Source organism: Psychrobacillus sp. FSL K6-4046 (genome assembly GCF_038624605.1).
In the GTDB taxonomy this organism is placed as follows: Bacteria; Bacillota; Bacilli; order Bacillales_A; family Planococcaceae; genus Psychrobacillus.
This window is the reverse complement of record NZ_CP152020.1, coordinates 3,799,219-3,816,431: the sequence shown is the minus strand read 5'-3', so window position 1 is coordinate 3,816,431 and position 17,213 is coordinate 3,799,219. Positions and strand designations below refer to the sequence as shown.

16 protein-coding genes and 1 riboswitch are annotated in these 17,213 nt (G+C 38.6%); of the genes, 7 read left to right on the top strand and 9 right to left on the bottom strand.

The window, feature by feature from the left end; all coding sequences use genetic code 11:
- Position 1: 1 nt before the first annotated feature.
- A complete protein-coding gene (locus MKY09_RS18860) occupies positions 2 to 610 on the top strand; it encodes an SAM-dependent methyltransferase (protein WP_251555639.1) in 609 nt (202 codons plus the stop codon).
- A gap of 153 nt (positions 611 to 763) precedes the next feature.
- On the opposite strand, the gene MKY09_RS18855 is transcribed toward MKY09_RS18860, so the two are convergent.
- The 5 genes from MKY09_RS18855 to MKY09_RS18835 all read right to left on the bottom strand — a co-directional run bounded on the left by MKY09_RS18855 (position 764) and on the right by MKY09_RS18835 (position 6,223).
- On the bottom strand, positions 764 to 2,689 hold the full coding sequence (locus MKY09_RS18855) for a TetM/TetW/TetO/TetS family tetracycline resistance ribosomal protection protein (RefSeq protein ID WP_169361278.1): 1,926 nt from the start codon (positions 2,687 to 2,689) through the stop codon (positions 764 to 766).
- 70 nt (positions 2,690 to 2,759) lie between these two features.
- Entirely contained in the window at positions 2,760 to 3,647 is an 888-nt protein-coding gene (locus tag MKY09_RS18850) for a metal ABC transporter permease (RefSeq protein ID WP_169361277.1), read from the bottom strand.
- Positions 3,640 to 4,533, bottom strand: coding sequence for a metal ABC transporter permease (locus MKY09_RS18845; protein ID WP_342567314.1), 894 nt, complete (start codon positions 4,531 to 4,533; stop codon positions 3,640 to 3,642). The genes MKY09_RS18850 and MKY09_RS18845 overlap by 8 nt, the downstream gene beginning before the upstream one ends.
- On the bottom strand, positions 4,533 to 5,294 hold the full coding sequence (locus tag MKY09_RS18840) for a metal ABC transporter ATP-binding protein (RefSeq protein ID WP_342567313.1): 762 nt from the start codon (positions 5,292 to 5,294) through the stop codon (positions 4,533 to 4,535). The genes MKY09_RS18845 and MKY09_RS18840 overlap by 1 nt, the downstream gene beginning before the upstream one ends.
- An 11-nt stretch (positions 5,295 to 5,305) precedes the next feature.
- Positions 5,306 to 6,223, bottom strand: coding sequence for a zinc ABC transporter substrate-binding protein (locus tag MKY09_RS18835; protein ID WP_342567312.1), 918 nt, complete (start codon positions 6,221 to 6,223; stop codon positions 5,306 to 5,308).
- A gap of 290 nt (positions 6,224 to 6,513) precedes the next feature.
- Here MKY09_RS18835 and MKY09_RS18830 point away from each other — a divergent pair, with 290 nt between their 5' ends.
- Positions 6,514 to 6,690 carry a hypothetical protein gene (locus MKY09_RS18830; protein ID WP_169361273.1) on the top strand — a complete coding sequence of 59 codons (177 nt, stop codon included), beginning with the start codon at positions 6,514 to 6,516 and terminating at the stop codon, positions 6,688 to 6,690.
- A gap of 345 nt (positions 6,691 to 7,035) precedes the next feature.
- Here the strand turns inward: MKY09_RS18830 and MKY09_RS18825 are convergent, their stop codons facing one another.
- Entirely contained in the window at positions 7,036 to 7,254 is a 219-nt protein-coding gene (locus MKY09_RS18825) for a hypothetical protein (RefSeq protein ID WP_298466791.1), read from the bottom strand.
- Positions 7,255 to 7,480: 226 nt separating this feature from the next.
- Positions 7,481 to 7,674, bottom strand: a riboswitch (cobalamin riboswitch).
- A gap of 103 nt (positions 7,675 to 7,777) precedes the next feature.
- On the opposite strand from MKY09_RS18825, the gene MKY09_RS18820 reads away from it, so the two are divergent.
- Complete coding sequence (locus tag MKY09_RS18820) at positions 7,778 to 9,004, top strand: MFS transporter (RefSeq protein WP_342567311.1); 1,227 nt, start codon at positions 7,778 to 7,780, stop codon at positions 9,002 to 9,004.
- Positions 9,005 to 9,055: 51 nt separating this feature from the next.
- Here the strand turns inward: MKY09_RS18820 and MKY09_RS18815 are convergent, their stop codons facing one another.
- The gene (locus tag MKY09_RS18815; protein WP_342567310.1) at positions 9,056 to 9,955 is read right to left on the bottom strand and encodes an AraC family transcriptional regulator; all 900 of its coding nucleotides are present in this window, start codon (positions 9,953 to 9,955) and stop codon (positions 9,056 to 9,058) included.
- Between the two features lie 91 nt (positions 9,956 to 10,046).
- Here MKY09_RS18815 and MKY09_RS18810 point away from each other — a divergent pair, with 91 nt between their 5' ends.
- A complete protein-coding gene (locus MKY09_RS18810) occupies positions 10,047 to 10,856 on the top strand; it encodes a serine hydrolase (RefSeq protein ID WP_342567309.1) in 810 nt (269 codons plus the stop codon).
- Between the two features lie 60 nt (positions 10,857 to 10,916).
- On the opposite strand, the gene MKY09_RS18805 is transcribed toward MKY09_RS18810, so the two are convergent.
- Positions 10,917 to 12,575 (bottom strand): FAD-binding dehydrogenase, encoded by a 1,659-nt coding sequence (locus MKY09_RS18805; RefSeq protein ID WP_342567308.1) that lies wholly within the window; start codon positions 12,573 to 12,575, stop codon positions 10,917 to 10,919.
- Between the two features lie 152 nt (positions 12,576 to 12,727).
- Here MKY09_RS18805 and MKY09_RS18800 point away from each other — a divergent pair, with 152 nt between their 5' ends.
- From MKY09_RS18800 to MKY09_RS18790, 3 genes are all read left to right on the top strand, one after another.
- Positions 12,728 to 13,687, top strand: a complete 960-nt coding sequence (locus tag MKY09_RS18800; RefSeq protein WP_342567307.1) for an RNA methyltransferase — start codon at positions 12,728 to 12,730, stop codon at positions 13,685 to 13,687.
- An 18-nt stretch (positions 13,688 to 13,705) separates the two neighbouring features.
- Positions 13,706 to 14,350, top strand: a complete 645-nt coding sequence (locus tag MKY09_RS18795; protein WP_169361267.1) for a LytTR family DNA-binding domain-containing protein — start codon at positions 13,706 to 13,708, stop codon at positions 14,348 to 14,350.
- A gap of 223 nt (positions 14,351 to 14,573) precedes the next feature.
- Positions 14,574 to 16,091, top strand: a complete 1,518-nt coding sequence (locus MKY09_RS18790) for an acetyl-CoA hydrolase/transferase family protein (protein ID WP_169361266.1) — start codon at positions 14,574 to 14,576, stop codon at positions 16,089 to 16,091.
- A gap of 219 nt (positions 16,092 to 16,310) precedes the next feature.
- Here MKY09_RS18790 and MKY09_RS18785 read toward each other — a convergent pair whose 3' ends face one another.
- Positions 16,311 to 17,129, bottom strand: coding sequence for a YitT family protein (locus MKY09_RS18785; protein ID WP_169359436.1), 819 nt, complete (start codon positions 17,127 to 17,129; stop codon positions 16,311 to 16,313).
- Between the last annotated feature and the right edge of the window lie 84 nt (positions 17,130 to 17,213).

Here is a 17,213-nt window from a genome sequence, read left to right as displayed (position 1 = left end):
AATGAACGAATCTGATTATGAACGATTATTAAGAATACAGACAGTTGGAATGAGAGAATGGAAATATCAATCCTCCCATTATAATCGTTACGAGGCAACCCCGTATGATGCATTAAAAGTATTGTTTGAAGCGTATGAATGGCAGAGGGTGAAGGGGATGGTTGATTTCGGTTGTGGTAAGGGAAGAGTTCCTTTTTATGTCCATCATTTCCATCACATTTCTGTAACAGGGATAGAGATGAGTGGGCAGCTTTACCAGCAGTCAATGGAAAACCTCATGAAGTATACGGAAAGAGCAAAGCCAACGCGAGCTTCTATTAGCTTTGAATGTTGTTTAGCAGAGGAGTACAAGATAGGGCCACAGGAAGACTGTTTCTATTTCTTTAATCCTTTCTCCACTCCTATATTTCAAAAGGTAGTTCATAATATTTTAGAGTCGTTGGAAGACCATCCGAGAACAATGGATATTATTCTCTACTATCCAACCTCAGACTATATTGAATTTTTGGAGCGGGAGACTGTTTTCGAGTTATGGAAGGAAATACATATTCCTAAGCATTATGAAGAAAACAGCAATGAGCGTTTGATGATATATCGTTCTGAATTATAAAAGAAGCCTACGGGAAATCAGGCTTCTTTTAGGAAATTGGAGAAGTTATATCGAAATAATTTATGAAAGGACATCTTCTAACGAGATAACGCATCTTTTTATCAATAATTCCCATTAAAGGTGCATGAATTAAATTTCATGCACCCTTTCCTTTTATAAGCAATGCATTGCCTTTTCTGCTTCATCCCAGGGTACCTTATATCCAGTACCCTTGGCACAAAAGATAGAGGTTGAGGTGTATTCCGGATCCGCGTCTTTGTTGTATCCGATTCTTTCAACTATATGTTCTTGGTTATGACAACGGTCATATCCACTAAACAATAGGTTCAACGTTCCTTTCCCGTGAGTATAGGATGCAAAGGTAGTACTATAATTCATAAAAGTAGCAACAGGCACTCTTCCCTTTATGATAACCTTATCGCCAATATTTTCAGGCGACTCAAATGTCCCATGTGCCTGCTGAATATCCGATAAAACTCTTCCGATTAAATCCATCTCCACTTTAATTTTGAAATCATAAAAAGGCTCTAACAGAACATTTTTTGCCTTCTCTAATCCTTGTCGTAATGCTCGGTAAGTAGCTTCTCTAAAGTCACCTCCAGAGGTATGTTCATTATGTCCGCGTCCTGTCAGCAAAGTAATCTTAACGTCTGTCAATGCAGAGCCAGTCAGTAGTCCATGATGATCTTTTTCTAAAAGGTGATGCCTTACTAGGTTTTGGTTACCTATAGACAAATCATTGGCATGACACACATTGTGGAAGGTAACTCCAGAACCCCGCTCTGCAGGTTCGATTAAAAGGTGTACCTCAGCATAATGCTTCAATGGCTCAAAATGACCGTAGCCTTTGACAGACTCCTCAATCGTTTCTTTATATAAAATTTTAGGCTCCCCAAACGTCACATCCATTTGGAAACGCTCTTTAACGATTTGAGCGAGCACCTCGAGCTGAATGACCCCCATAACGTGTACGTGTACCTCTTGAAAATACTCATCCCAAAAAACTTGTAGAGAAGGGTCTTCCGCGTCTAAAAGTCTAAAAGATTTTAGTACTTCTTTAACATGTATAGAAGGATCAAAGACGACCTTTGATTTTAAGGTAGGTATTAAATCGAAATGGGTCTTATGATGAATAGCACCAATTGTATCTCCAATAGAGGCAACTGTTAATCCTGTCACAGCTACTAGTTCACCTGCTTTTACCTCATCTATTGTTTTAAATTTGCTGCCACTATATTGACGTATCTGAGTTATCTTCTCTAATGCGTCTCCGATAGTTACCTCATCTCTTACTTTCAGCTTTCCACTTAACAACTTTAGAAAGGTTACGCGATTTCCACTTTCGTCGTGACGAATCCTGTATACCTGAGCGGTAAAATTTTGGCTGGAGTTATAGTTTGTTTCCGTAAGTTTATCAATAGCTTCCAAAAACTCTGATACTCCAATATCCTTTAAGGCTGATCCGAATGCACAAGGAAATACGGTACATTCCTTAATCATTTGCTTGAACTTTGTTGTCCATAGCTGTTCAGTGAACCTATTATCCATGTAGGCTTCTATAAGAGCCTCATCTCGCTCAGCAATAAATTCAATCAATTCCTCCGTATAGCCAGTAGTTAGGTGGCAAACATCCTTACTTAGACTTGCTTTAATCTCCTGGAGAACTGCAGTAGGATCACTATCTTCGTAATCGATTTTGTTGATAAAAAAGAAGGTAGGTATTTTATGCTTGCGGAGCAGCTGCCAAACTGTCTCAGTATGTCCTTCGACTCCATCTACAGCACTTATTAATACAATGGCATAGTCCATGACCTGAATAGCACGTTCCATTTCCGGAGAAAAATCAACGTGACCAGGAGTATCAATAATATAATAAGTGGAGTTATTATAGGAAAAGACACCCTGGTCAGCAAAGATGGTGATGCCTCTATCTTTCTCTATCGTATGGCTATCAAGGAAGGAGTCTTTATGATCGACCCTACCCCGTTGTCTTATTGAGTTTGTATGAAAGAGCAATTGCTCCGAAAATGTAGTTTTCCCTGCATCAACATGTGCTAAAATTCCAATTGTTTTATGCATATGATCACCTTTTGTTTTGTCCTTCCTTGTATTATAACAAACGAAAGGGGAAACAAAAGGTGAGAGAGTACTATCTAGAAAATGCTTTTAAACCATTTCCTCGGCGTCGCTTAACAGCTTTTGAAACCAAGCCATCATGAGGCTTAAATAAAAACACAAGCATGAAAAGCACACCAATCATCGCTGCCATCATACCAGCGATGGAGGTGTTCCAAAGCTTTGCTAAGTAGTATCCAGTAATAGCTGCAGTGATACCGAATGTCATACTCCAAATAATCATTCCTCTTACACTTTTACTCATTAAATAGGCTGTAGCAGGAGGTCCAATAAGCATAGCAACTACTAGAACTGCACCCACACTATCAAATGCAGCGACAGTAGTAAGGGAGACAAGAGTCATGTAAGAGTAATGCATACCAATAATAGGCACGCCTATTGATAAAGCGAAAACAGGATCAAACGTAGACAATTTAATCTCTTTATAAAATAAAACAAGGAAAGCGATATTAAGTAATAGTACAAACATTAGCATCCAAACTGCTTTAGGCATTTCAATGCCTAAAATACTCCATGTATCCCAAGGGACAAATGCAATTTCTCCCATCAGCACATGTTCCACATCTAAATGTACATTGCCAGCGAATAAGGTGATTAGTAATACGCCTAAGGCAAAAAGAGAAGTGAAAACTACTCCAATAGCGGCATCCTCTTGCAATCCACCTGATTGAAGGAGTTGCACTAGAAAGGTAGTCAGTAAACCAGCAAGGGCAGCCCCAATTAGCATCCAAGCCCCGTTTAAGGATTGGGTAATCATAAAGGCCACTACAATTCCAAATAATACTGTATGACTTATAGCATCAGCTATCATGGCTGTCTTTCTAAGAATAAGGAAAACGCCTGTTAAGCCACACGTTATTCCTACAAGCGATCCGGTTAATAAAACCCAAAACTCATTCATGGGTAGTCACCTCATTTACAATGCGCTGCCTTTTAAACGCACGCTTTTTATGAAGCTTAGAAATAAGCCCTCTATTAGGTGCAAAAAAGTAGGATAGGCTAAACAGAGTAGCTGCTACTAAGACGATAATAGGACCAGTAGACAAACCTATGCGGAGAGAGCTTATCATAGTGCCTAATGCTCCAGAGAGTGCTCCAAAAAAAGCACTAGTAACCAAAATTATACCTAGATGGCTAGACCAAAATCTTGCTGCAGCTGCTGGGATGATTAGCATGGCTGCCATTAAAATAACGCCTACTGCCTGAATACCGGTTACGATTGTCAGAACTGTTAAAGCCGTCAATAGAATGCGCAGCCGCTCCACTGGTAAGCCAATACCCTTTGCGAAAATAGGATCAAAAATCATAAGCTTCCATTCCTTAAAGAAAAGCAAGCACATGAGGATGATTAATATAGCGCTGCTAGACAACCAAATGAGATCACTTTTTGCCATTGTTGCAGCCTTTCCAAAGATAAAATCATTTAACCCACTTTGGTTGCCAGTACCACTCTGATTAACGATTGTTATTAAAACAATACCAATCCCAAAAAATACAGAGAGGATGAGCCCAATTGCAGCATCCGCCTTTAGCTTGGAGTGACTGACAATCCATTGAATCATATAAACAGAAAGGGCAGCTGTAATAGCAGCACCTAACATGAGAATAGGCAAATCTTTTTTTTCAAAAATAAGATAGGCAAGCGCAATGCCAGGGAGTGCTGCATGCGCTGCAGCATCTCCGACCAAGCTTTGCTTTTGGAGAAAGGCAAACGTTCCATTTAAACCTGCTGCTATCCCTAAAAGAATAGCTCCTGCGAGTACCCAAAGAAGGTTACCTGTCAACATTAGTTTTTCACCTCTTCAGCAGTTTTACCCGAGCTTGCTTGGTCCATGAAGAATAATTTACCACCATATGCTTCCTGCAGATTATCTGGTGTAAACGTAAGAACGGTAGGACCTGAGGCTATAATTGTTTGATTTAGTAAAACAATCCAATCAAAATAGTCAGCTGCTGTCTGGAGGTCGTGATGAACTACAAAGACTGATTTTCCTTGAGATTTTAACTTTTTTAAAATGGAAATAATAGTTCGCTCTGTGGCTGCATCTACTCCCACAAATGGTTCATCCATAAAGTAAACCTCTGCTTCTTGTGCGAGAGCCCTAGCGAGGAAGACACGCTGTTGTTGTCCGCCAGATAGTTGACCGATGGAACGATCTGTGAAAGCTTCCATTCCCACATTCTTTAAGCAGCTTAAAGCTATTTCCTTATCCTTAGCAGATGGTCTTTTAATAGATCCAATATGACCGTATCTTCCCATTAAGACAACGTCTAAAGCATTAGTTGGGAAGTCCCAATCTACAGCATTTCTTTGAGGGACATACCCTACAAGGAGATCTTTTGGATTAAGTGGTTGCTCTAATATAGAAACGGTACCTGTTTTATTGGGAAGCTGATTTAACACCGCTTTAATCAGTGTAGATTTACCAGCTCCGTTTGGTCCAACAATCCCAGTAATCTGTCCCTTGGGAATAGTTAGGTTAATTTCGCTTAAAACTATCTTTTCCTCATAAGCTACAGATAAATCCTTTACCTGTAATGCGTTCATTTTGCTACCTCCTATTTAAGTGAATCAACTATTGTGTTGACATTATGCTTATACATTCCTATATAAGTTCCTTCCTCTGTTCCTTCAGCACCCATGGCATCCGAGTAAAGCTCTCCTCCAATTTGTATCGTGTGTCCTTTTTCCTTTGCACCTTCAATGACAGCATTCATGGCTTTATCAGAAACGCTGGATTCAATAAATACTGCTTTAATATTTTGCTCTACTAAGAAGTTTACGACGTTCTGTATATCCTTTAATCCATACTCGGCATCTGTGCTAAGACCTTGTAAACCTCTGACTTCCATTCCATTACTTTCACCAAAGTAGTTAAATGCATCATGGGCAGTAACAAGCACTCGCTGCTCCTTTGGTATTTCAATAATACGTTCTTTCGTCCATTCATTTAGCTCATCTAGTTCTTGAAAAAACTTAATTTCATTTTCCTTAAATTGCTCTTCGTTAGTAGAGAATTCTTTTGTAAGTGTTTTGGTGATTTCCTGAGTTGCAATCTTCCACACATCTATATCAAACCAAATATGGGGATCAAATAGTTCAGGATGAGCTTCGTCATTTAAAATTCTCTCCTTTGGAACTACTTCTCCAATGGCAACTACCGATTTCTCTTTTTTCATCTTCTCAAAAATATCACTCATTTTTCCTTCAAGCTCTAGCCCATTGTAAAAAATGATATCCGCGTCCTCTAATACTTGTAAATCACCTTGAGTGGCCTTGTAAAGATGCGGGTCTACTCCTGGTCCCATCAAGGATTTAACTTCTACCATATCCCCGGCAATCCTCTTTACGGCATCAGCAACTTGACCTGTAGTTGTAACTACTAGTGGCTTATCAACTTCAGCCTTCCCATTGTTTTTGTCATTACATCCAGCCAATAAAACCATAGCAAAAAATAATAAAAATATTTTTTTCATTTACTACACTCCTTTTCCTTTGTTATAAATTATTTCCCGCGGGAAACTTTTAGAATAAAAAAATATAAATTTCATGCGAGATAATTATTTTCCTTAAGGAAACATTTGTTCAATAGGTTAACTCATATTATTTGAATTGTCAAATTAATTTATGCGAAAATGGAAAAAATGTGATTGTCTATTTTAGGAGTTGGAGTGAGCCAATTTTAATTAGCCTAAACTGAAATTTTCGTATGTCTTTAATACAAAGTGCTATACTGTATAAACAATGATAGTGGGGAGGTAATGTAATGCAATATTCAAAATCTAAAATGGAAGAGCTTGTTAAGTTCAGTCCTGATTTAGCTAAAAGATTGAAGGAAGTAATGAAGGAGCATGATTTAGAAAAAAGCTTTGCTCTAAAGGCTTTGTATCATTCAGAGGTTAAAGATGGCGGTAAATATCAAAGGGATTATCAAGATCTATAGTAATTAGCGAACCAAATGACTAACGTCATTGGTTCGCTTTTTTAATTATTTTAAGTGTCAATTTCATAATTCATATTTAAAAAGCAAAACACGAACAAATAGTAGAAAACAATGATTTATATATGCTTTTATATGTGTAGAAGCATAATTGCTTCCGCTCTGACGGATGCTTTCCGCGGGGTGAGCGATAAGCCATCACCCATCGCTTACGCGCGTGGTTGTGATGTCTATCTGTCTCACTTATCCCGTAGGAGTCGCCGTCTGTCGCTACAATCAATACGGATAAAATGTTCGTGTTAATCGGTAAAGCTCTATTTATGAAATTGACTGACATATGTATTTTATTTATTCCTGCTTTATTCCAGCAATCTCTTGTTTAATCTGACGGTGTGCAACATTTAAGTGGTGAAGAAAAAGATTTCTTTCTTCTATACTCCATACTGAGTTAAGCTCAATTTCTTTTTTCATTTCCTCAAAGGTAGACTGTAGAGATATCGAGGTACTTGCAACCTGGTTTGTCATTAATACTTGCTTAAATTGCTCCATAAAAATCTCTTTTCTCATTTCCAAAATCCTTTCGTTTTTAACATAAAAAGCATCCTCTTTTTTATAAAAGAGGATGCTTGGTTAGTATGATTTAATAGTCAGTACGCTAGGAAACAAATAAAAACCACGATTAAATAAGGAGTCTGTTCACTCCAGTGGATTTTAGTATGTCTTTTCGTACGGCAGTATTTTCAAGCTTTGCTTGTCATAGTTGCACTTAGCACCTCCTATCCTCGTAGGGTCGTGGTGTGTACTTGAAATAGGCAGGTCTCCTGGCTCATGGTCATTGCGTTACCTTCCTTCCCGTAGTATCGATACATACAGTGGTTTATAAAGTATTGCTCACATTTACAGTTGCGGGACAGCGTCGGTCTTTCACCGAACTTCCCTTTTAAGTTCTTTTGTAATTAAAAGAACACCTAAATCTACACATTATTTAATTGTTCTTTCACTATAACATAAAAAAAGTTAGTCAATATAGCAAATTTGGATAAGTCGTAGACTGCTTCTCTTTTTATAATCAAGTGGAGAGGTGAGGTAAATGAGTAGTTTAAAGGACCCATATCGGCTGTATATTTATATTTGCTTTCTATCGCAATTATTTTTTACTTTTATATTTACAGTCAGTTTGTTGTATCAAGTAAGCGTTGTTAAGCTGGATCCGTTGCAACTAGTTTTAGTGGGAACTGTGTTGGAGTTAACCGTATTTCTCTTTGAAATTCCAACTGGTATCATGTCTGATTTAAAGAGCCGGAAGCTATCCGTTATCATTGGTTACTTTCTAATAGGAGTTGGTTTTTTATTAGAAGGCTTGTTTCCTTTTTTTATTACGGTTTTATTGGCTCAAGTGGCATGGGGGATAGGGTATACCTTTACTAGCGGGTCATTGCAAGCCTGGATAGCTGATGAAATAGGAGAAGAAAAGGCCTCATCTGCATATATGAGAGGAGCTAAGGCTGGAAACCTAGGCCAATTAGTTGCCATTCCGTTAAGCGTATTAATCGGCTCGTACCTAATCCATCTACCGATTATAGTAGGAGGATTATGTATGATTGGTTTAGCTGTTTTACTAATAATATTTATGAAAGAGGATCATTTTAAACCTTTGAAAAGAAGCGAAAGAATTGGTGCATGGGAGACAATGAAAGAGAACTTGGAGAAAATCATTCTTTTCTCCAGAACTAGCTTTATACTTCGTATGCTATTTCTAATCGCTCTGTTTATAGGTTTTTATAGTGAAGGTTTTGATCGTCTGTGGCTTCCTCATCTATTAGAAATGGCTAAAATAACTACCTTGTCCAATGAACGACTGGTGCTATTAACTGGAGGAATTCAATTAGTTGTCGTGCTGCTGTCATATATGTTGCTTCACTTTTTAAATAAAAGTACGATTTATCAAGAATTGCACCGAATATATATCGCTCTTTTTATTGGTTGCTCCAGTATAGTGGTAGCATTAATAGGCTTTGCATTTTCGAGCTATATTATTGGTTTGTTTATTTGCTATGTAATAATCCAAGTTAGTCGGAAGGTAATGTCCCCATTAGAGGACATTTGGTTAAATAAAATCATACCTGACTCTTCTACTCGGGCAACATTTTTCTCTGTAAAAGGGCAGGTGGATGCAGTTGGGCAAATAAGCGGTGGACCTGTTATTGGGTATATTGCCACAACCCTTACTATTAAGACTGCAATTATAGTAAGTGCGCTTATTTTAAGTCCAGTTCTATTTTTTTACCGTTCTCTTCTAAAGAAGGGGGTGCGGTAATAGTGGTAATTCGAAAAAAGCAGTAGCTTATCTATTAAATTAAAGTTTCTATCATTTTTCTTTAATAGGAAGGTAAATCTCCATATAAACTTTGTCGTACTCCCAATCATGGCAGTGTTCATCATAATATTCAAAGTCATAGCTGTCTTCATCGACTTCATATTGGGAATCAGGTAGCCAGTCTTCTAAAATATATTGCCAAGTACCTTTGATAGAGGAAACAAATTGCTCTACCGGTACAAGAGGTGTTTTGAAAACTGCATAAGTGGTGGCCTTAACGGTAAATTTAAGGATTCCTTCAGGTACTGTTGTGCCCTCGTCAAAATTCACCGCAAATAAATAGGTGAAATGATCTTCTGACTCTGGTGCACTAAGATTAAAACAATATTCTCCGTGCTTTTTAGGTGTTAAGAGGTTATATAGAGTAGTTTCAATGGATTCCTCAGAGAGTATTCGTTGATTCCAAAAGGCGGGGGCATCTCTCGTAAAGGCTATATTTCCCATCCGTGTTTCAAACGTCTTACCTGCTACCCTAAAAGGGGGCTTAGAAATGATTTTAGGCTGAAGAACTACTCCCCCAGTTTTCTTTTGTATAAGGCTCTCTAAACATAGTCTTTGTGGAACCGAAATGGGGCAGTGCATCTTATATAAGCTAGGGGGACTCCCAAAGCAGCGTTTAAATGATTTAGTAAAGCCTGCATGTGTTTCAAACCCATATTCTAATGCTATATCTATAATTCTTTTCTCCTTCAGTAAGTCAACTAAGGCAAATTGTAGCTTCCTTTTTTGCACATAATCCATTGGTGTATAACCAGTAGTCTGATGGAAAATACGAGAAAAATGAAAAGGGGAATAGCTGATAAGCTTTGCAAGGCTTTCGGTATTTATATCATCTTTAATATGTTCGTCTATATAATCAATGACTTTTTGTAATAGAAAAAGTTGTGTCATGCACATGCTCTCCATAAATTCGAATTTTCTAAAAATAAATCTTATAATAGTCTATAATAAAACAAAGAGAATGACTAGAGGAGGATGGATAGTGGAGGAGCTAATAGGTAAAGTTCAAAAGTTGATTAAACCTTCCAAAGGGACATGGGGGATTGTATTAGAGGATTTGAATACGGGAGAGAAGTGGGAACACAATGAGCAAGAGCTGTTTTATGCAGCTAGTGTCATTAAGGTACCAATAATGACAGCAGTTTTTCAGGCAGTAGAACGTCAACAATTGTCCCTGACCGATTTAGTCAGATTGGAAAAAGATGAGTATGTGGGAGGGTCCGGAGTCCTCCAGCATTTAACTCCAGGAACTTCACTACCATTACTAGATATCATGCTTCTGATGATTATTCAAAGTGACAATACAGCTACGAATCTTTTAATAGATTTAGTTGGAGTAGAAAATATTCAACAAACAATGAAGGAAGCCGGTATGGAATACAGTACATTTTATAACAAGCTTATGTTGAGTGAGCCAAATCCACATGGTGCCAATCGTATTGCTGCAAAGGATGTCGGCAACTTACTATCTAAAATGGCTCAGGGACAGCTAGTTAGTGAACAAGCAAGTAAGCAAATGATAGATATGATGAAAAAACAACAGGTCCGTGATTGTTTGCCGGAAAAACTTCCTTCTCCATATTCCAACTTCAATAATGGGATGCCTGCCTGGGAACTGGCAAACAAAACAGGTTGGATACCTGGTACCAGACATGATGTAGGAATATTTTTTGTAGGAAATAGAAAACTAGTTGCAACAGTCCTATCGGAGAAGGAGGATGATGTCCTATCCAAAAGAATACTTTCTCAAATAGGCTATGAAATATATCAATATTTATGTAAGGAAGTATAAAGAGCATATTCCCTTCCAAAAGAAAAACTTTGACAGACGGTAGTCAAAGTTTTTTCTATATTACTTGGATAAGTCCTTGGCCAATGCTCTCCCTGTTTCTCTTCCTGTGAACAGACATCCTCCCAAGAAGGTTCCCTCTAGAGCACGATAGCCATGCATTCCTCCACCACCAAAGCCTGTGACCTCTCCAGCTGCATAAAGACCGGGAACGAGATTACCTTCTGAGTTAAGGACACGACCGCCTAAATCTGTTTGAAGACCCCCTAGTGTTTTGCGAGTCAAGATATTCAAACGAACTGCAATCAGGGGACCATTTTTAACATCTAATATTTTATGAGGGGCAGCTACACGTATAAGCTTATCTCCAATATAATGACGGGCTCCCCTTAAGGCAGTGATTTGAAGATCCTTTGTAAACTTATTATCCATCTCACGATCACGAGCCATAATTTGTTTTTCTAGATGTTCGTAATGTAACAGGCTATTTCCGGTAATTCTATTCATCCCAGCTACTAGTTCTTGTAGAGTTGTGGCGACTACAAAATCTTCACCCTTATCCATGAAAGCCTTAACTGGATCAGTCGGCCCAGGTAAAATACGTTTTAGCACTTGTTTGATGCTTTTTTCAGTAAGATCAGGATTCTGCTCTGAACCAGATAGTGCAAATTCCTTCTCGATAATTTTTTCTGTGAGTATAAACCAGGAATAATCATATCCAGTATCTTGAATGGCTTTTAAGGTACCCAATGTATCGAAGCCTGGGAAGTTTGGAGCGGGAAAACGATTACCCTCTGCATCTAGCCAAATGGATGATGGACCAGGCAAGATACGAATTCCGTGTTCCTTCCATATTGGATTCCAATTCTTAATACCTTCAGTATAGTGCCACATTCGGTCCTTATTGACTATACGGCCACCTGCTTTTTCAGTGATTCCCATCATTCTTCCGTCTACATACTCTGGAACCCCGGAAATCATGTTTTTAGGAGGGGAGCCGAGACGTGCTGGCCAATTTTGACGTACTAGTTCAAGGTTAGCTCCAATGCCTCCACTTGTGACTACTACCGATTTGGAGACATATTCGAACTTTTCCATAACCTCTCTAGAACTTGGTTGTCCGCGTTCAACGTCACTTTCTACTAAAATGGATCCGGCAACACCTGTCACACGACCATTATTAGTTAACAATCGGTCCACTTGATGACGTGGCTTATAAGTAACCAATCCCTCGGATACTGCTCCTTGTACCTGTTTTTTAAACGGGGTAACAATTGCTGGGCCTGTACCCCATACAATATGGAAGCGAGGAACTGAATTGCCATGTCCTTGTGCTAAATATCCACCACGTTCTGCCCATCCAACTACAGGAAAGAAACGAATACCTTTTTCATGCAGCCAGTCTCTTTTTTCTTCATGGGCAAACTGTACATAAGCCTCTGCCCATTTTTTTGCCCAGTATTCTTCCTCGTTATCTCCATCAAACCCCGCTGTCCCTAGCCAGTCCTGCCATGCAAGTTCGTAGGAGTCCTTAATACCCATCCTTCTTTGCTCCGGAGAATCTACAAGAAATAACCCTCCAAACGACCACCAGGCTTGCCCACCTAGGGAACTTTCCGGTTCTTGATCCAATAACAAAACTCGCTTTCTAGCATCTACTAACTCAGCTGTTGCCACGAGCCCTGCTAAGCCGGCTCCTACAACGATTACATCAAATTCCATTCGCTTATCCCCTTTTTAAATATCTAATAGTTCTGAAAATTACTGTCAATCCTTATTATACTTCCTTTTTATGCTAATTAACTATTGGGTTATGATAACGGACTTTAAAAAGTACCACATGTTATAATGAAAATATTATTGGAGGTAATACGTTGAAAAATTTAAACGATCATCCGTCATTTATTTATACATTTGCTTATAACGATGCAGAACGCTCTCTTTGTCATCTAGAGATGCGCTCTTTTTTTGGGTACGATACAGACATGAAAATACTTAAAAGTGATACAAAGATAGATCCTAGTAGAAGCCCATTCATGAAGGGAAGAATGGATATCTTAGCGGAGGGGGACACTGTAGAAGAAATTATTGCTGCTGCCCATTTATTTGGTGAAGAAGGAGAGACCAACAAAGTGATCTTTCTTAAAATAAATGATAGGCAAGGTGAGGATAAGATTGAAAACAAGGAGCGTCTCCACATTGAACGAGCTATTGGATCAGAGATGAAGGGAGATTTTGACCTTCATAATCCAGAACAATTCTTTGCAATAGCTCCATACCAACAGCGATGGTATTTTGGTACTTATACAAAGAGTGAACCTATTTGGTTTAATCATATAAAAAAACCAAAAGAATATTCTACTGCCCTAAGTACGAGAGTAGCTAGAGCTGTAGCTAATATAGCCGTTCCTCATCCTTCCGGCGTACGAGCAATCGACCCGTGCTGTGGAATTGGAACTGTCCTAGTAGAAGCGAGATCTATGGATATCGATATTGTAGGAAGAGATATTAATCCCTTAGTTTGTATAGGATCTAGAGAAAATCTGGCTTATTTTGGGCTAACTGGACAGGTAGAGAAGGGGGCTATTCAAGACATAGAGGAAGCCTATGACGTAGCAATTATCGATTTACCTTATAATTTATATACTCATGCCTCATGGGAGGAGCAACTGACCATATTAAAGCATGCGAAAAGAATTGCTAGGCGGGTAATCATTGTCACAATCGAATCTATGGATGATCGGTTAGAATCGATTGGTCTTCATATAAAGGATCGCTGTATTACAACGAAACAACAGTTTGAGCGAGAGATTTTAGTTTGTGAATCAAAGTAGTGAAAGGGGGAGAAAAGGGTGCATGAGCTCTCTTTAGGTGGACTTTTAGATGTAGTTGGCCAGTTATTTTCGGACGAAATATCCATAGCCGTTTCAGACAAAGAAAAGTATATATACTATAGACCAAGCACACGCATTGATTTAAAGATAAAACCAGGGGACCCTATAAAGGAAGGAACTTTAGCGTATAAAGCGCTGCATAGTAACCAAAAGGTCTCTGAGTTTATCAATCGAGAAATGTTTGGGATTCCTTATCATGGGATGGCTGTACCCTTGCAGCACAACGGTGAGGTAGAAGGAACTGTTTTAGCCATCTATCCTGCTCTGACAGATGGAAAATCAGTTATTACAGTCAAAACACTAGACGGCTGGATGCCTGTTCCTTTTTCAGATGTTATCTATTTAGAAGCAAGAGATCGAAAAACGAGAATCGTGACTAAAAATTTTACTGGTACACATGCTGGTTCACTCCAGGATTTTGAATATAGACTACCAAGAGAATCCTTTATACGGTGTCACCGTTCTTTTATCGTCAATGTGCATCAGATTAAAGAAATATACCCGGATACACATTCTACCTTTGTATTAGCTATGCAAACCGGAGAAAAGGTATCTGTTAGCCAGTCGTATTCTAGCTATTTTAGGAAATTATTAGGTTTTTAAAAAGAAGGCATGGATAAGGGGTTAATCTCTTTTTATTCAAGCTTTTTTTATTTATTCCTTTTTTTGATATAGCAAAATATGAATTTTTTTAAAATCCATTCTGTTTTAGTCATTATTTTTTCTGCTTCATTCATTTTATAAGTGTCTTTGACTGTTTTTATCAAATTTGTGACGATACGAAGTAAAATAATTAGACAAGGCAACTAATGAGGGGGATGTCTGTATGTTAAAAGAACTTAATCGTATAAAAAATACTAAATTACATAGCTTAATAGTAAGCGCAGAAGAAGCGGCTTCCTGGATTCAAGACGGAATGACTTTAGGATTAAGCGGATTTACACGTGCGGGTGATGCGAAAGCGGTGCCATTAGCATTAGTAGATAGAGCTAAGAAAGATACTTTTAAAGTTAACGTATTTACAGGAGCTTCAGTAGGCTCTGACATAGATAAGCTTCTATCAGAAGCAGGAATCATTAATAAACGTTTACCATTCCAGGCGGATGCAACTATGAGAAAGCATATTAATGCAGGTGATCATCTATTTGTTGACCAACACTTATCTCATACATCCGAATTAATTCGTAACGGGGTTTTACCTACAATTGACTTCGCTATTGTGGAAGCGGTTTCAATCACAGAGGATGGAATGATTATACCAACTACTTCAGTTGGTAACTCTGCAACCTTTGTTACTCATGCAAATAACATTATTATTGAAATAAACTTAGCGCAACTTGAGGAGTTCGAAGGCTTACATGATGTTTATGAGCCAGTCGCACAAGGAGACAATAGACAACCAATCCCTGTAACCTCCGTAGGTGAACGAATTGGTACCATTGGTATCCCTTTTGATGCATCTAAGGTTAAAGGAATCGTTTTTACTAAGTATTTGGATTCTCCATCTACAATTGTTCCTCCGGATGAGGAAACAAAGGAAATGGCAGATCACTTAATCACTTTCCTTCGTGAGGAAGTAAAGGCTGGAAGATTAACAGAGAAGCTAGCGCCTATTCAAGCTGGTATAGGCTCTGTCGCTAATGCCGTATTACACGGAATGATTGATTCGGAATTTGAGAACCTTGAGGTTTACTCCGAAGTATTGCAAGACTCTGTTTTTGATTTGATCGATGCAGGAAAGGTCGACTTTGCTTCTGGATGTTCGGTTACACTATCAGAAGAAAAGATGAACCAGGTATTCGGTAGCTTCGATCAATATCGTGAAAAGCTTGTGCTAAGACCACAGGAGATTACAAATCATCCAGAAATAATCCGTCGTCTTGGACTAATCTCTATTAATACAGCGTTAGAGTTTGATATATACGGAAATGTAAACTCTACACACGTATGTGGTACAAAGATGATGAATGGTATCGGAGGTTCCGGAGACTTTGCACGCAATGCCAAACTGGCTATATTTGTAACCAAATCTATTGCTAAGGGTGGAAATATCTCTAGTATCGTTCCATTTGTATCTCATGTCGATCATACCGAGCATGACGTAGATGTAGTAGTGACAGAGCAAGGCTATGCTGATTTACGCGGTTTAGCTCCTCGAGAGCGTGCATCTTTAATTATTAATAATTGTGTGCATCCAATGTATAGAGACCAGTTAAGCAGTTATTTCGTGGAGGCCCTAACTAGAGGCGGACAAACTCCTCATGTATTAGAGAAAGCATTCTCTTTCCACACGAAATTTGCTGAAACTGGAACTATGTTAGATAAAGAAGAATCATTAGCTTAAAACCAATAAAACCCCGTATCCTTCTACAAGGTACGGGGTTTTAAATATGCAAAATAAAAAGTAGTGGTAAAAACAGGCGGTTGCGCTTTTCTCGATGTCTAGCTCCACCGCCTTGCCCCTCGGGGTCAAATGGAGAAAAGCTCCGGTGGCTGAGGAACTGCCTCCTCGCATTTCCCCATTTGCCTGTCGGGGCAGACATAGGCGGTTGCGCTTTTCTTGTTAATGAATGTCTTTTTTCTTAAATCTGCCGCCTTGTACCTCGGCTATGTTGCCTACTGCTAAAAAGGCATGGGAATCTATTTCTTCCACAATAGATTTTAACTTGGCTTCCTCTAATCGAGTAACTACTGTAAAGATTACCTTCTTACTATCCCCTGTATAGGCACCTTCCCCATGAAGATATGTTACTCCCCGACCAAGACGGTCCATGACAGTGTCTCCAATAATCTCTACTTTCTCACTAATAATAAAGACGGATTTAGATTCATCTAAACCTTGAATAACGATATCAATAGTTTTAAATGCTACAAAGTAGGCTAAAAAGGAATACATGGCTTGCTCCCAAGTGAAGACGAAACCGGCAACAGAGAATATGACTAGATTTATTATCATAATAATCTCGCCAACTGAAAAAGGTAATGCTTTATTAAAAAGAATAGCTAAAATTTCAGAGCCATCCAAGGAACCTCCATGACGAATAACTAATCCTACTCCGACTCCAAGAACGATGCCTCCAAATACAGTTGATAGCAGTAAATCTTTTGTAAAAGCATCAATATGGTGTAAATAAGATGTACAGAGTGACAGTATAGTAATACCAAAAAGAGTGGATAGTGCAAAGGTTTTTCCGATTTGCTTGTATCCTAAGAAAAAGAATGGAATGTTTAGTATGAAGATAAAAACTCCTAATCTTACTCCCGTTAAATGTGAAATAATGATAGAAACTCCTACTACTCCACCATCGAGAATTTGATTGGGAACTAAGAAAAGTTCTAGACCGACCGCCATCAGGATAGCTCCAATTGCTATCATGATCATGCGCCCAGCAACAACTTTTTTGGGGGTTTTTCTGTGAGGTATTTTAACTTTTGCCAGCTCAATCGCTATATCACTCAATTTAAT

Excerpts from the sequence above, each read along its gene's own strand:
- MKY09_RS18860 (WP_251555639.1), top strand. The coding sequence starts at position 2 with ATGAACGAATCTGATTATGAACGATTATTAAGAATACAGACAGTTGGA.
- MKY09_RS18855 (WP_169361278.1), bottom strand. The coding sequence starts at position 2,689 with ATGCATAAAACAATTGGAATTTTAGCACATGTTGATGCAGGGAAAACT.
- MKY09_RS18850 (WP_169361277.1), bottom strand. The coding sequence starts at position 3,647 with ATGAATGAGTTTTGGGTTTTATTAACCGGATCGCTTGTAGGAATAACG.
- MKY09_RS18845 (WP_342567314.1), bottom strand. The coding sequence starts at position 4,533 with ATGTTGACAGGTAACCTTCTTTGGGTACTCGCAGGAGCTATTCTTTTA.
- MKY09_RS18840 (WP_342567313.1), bottom strand. The coding sequence starts at position 5,294 with ATGAACGCATTACAGGTAAAGGATTTATCTGTAGCTTATGAGGAAAAG.
- MKY09_RS18835 (WP_342567312.1), bottom strand. The coding sequence starts at position 6,223 with ATGAAAAAAATATTTTTATTATTTTTTGCTATGGTTTTATTGGCTGGA.
- MKY09_RS18830 (WP_169361273.1), top strand. The coding sequence starts at position 6,514 with ATGCAATATTCAAAATCTAAAATGGAAGAGCTTGTTAAGTTCAGTCCT.
- MKY09_RS18825 (WP_298466791.1), bottom strand. The coding sequence starts at position 7,254 with ATGAGAAAAGAGATTTTTATGGAGCAATTTAAGCAAGTATTAATGACA.
- MKY09_RS18820 (WP_342567311.1), top strand. The coding sequence starts at position 7,778 with ATGAGTAGTTTAAAGGACCCATATCGGCTGTATATTTATATTTGCTTT.
- MKY09_RS18815 (WP_342567310.1), bottom strand. The coding sequence starts at position 9,955 with ATGACACAACTTTTTCTATTACAAAAAGTCATTGATTATATAGACGAA.
- MKY09_RS18805 (WP_342567308.1), bottom strand. The coding sequence starts at position 12,575 with ATGGAATTTGATGTAATCGTTGTAGGAGCCGGCTTAGCAGGGCTCGTG.
- MKY09_RS18790 (WP_169361266.1), top strand. The coding sequence starts at position 14,574 with ATGTTAAAAGAACTTAATCGTATAAAAAATACTAAATTACATAGCTTA.
- MKY09_RS18785 (WP_169359436.1), bottom strand. The coding sequence starts at position 17,129 with ATGATCATGATAGCAATTGGAGCTATCCTGATGGCGGTCGGTCTAGAA.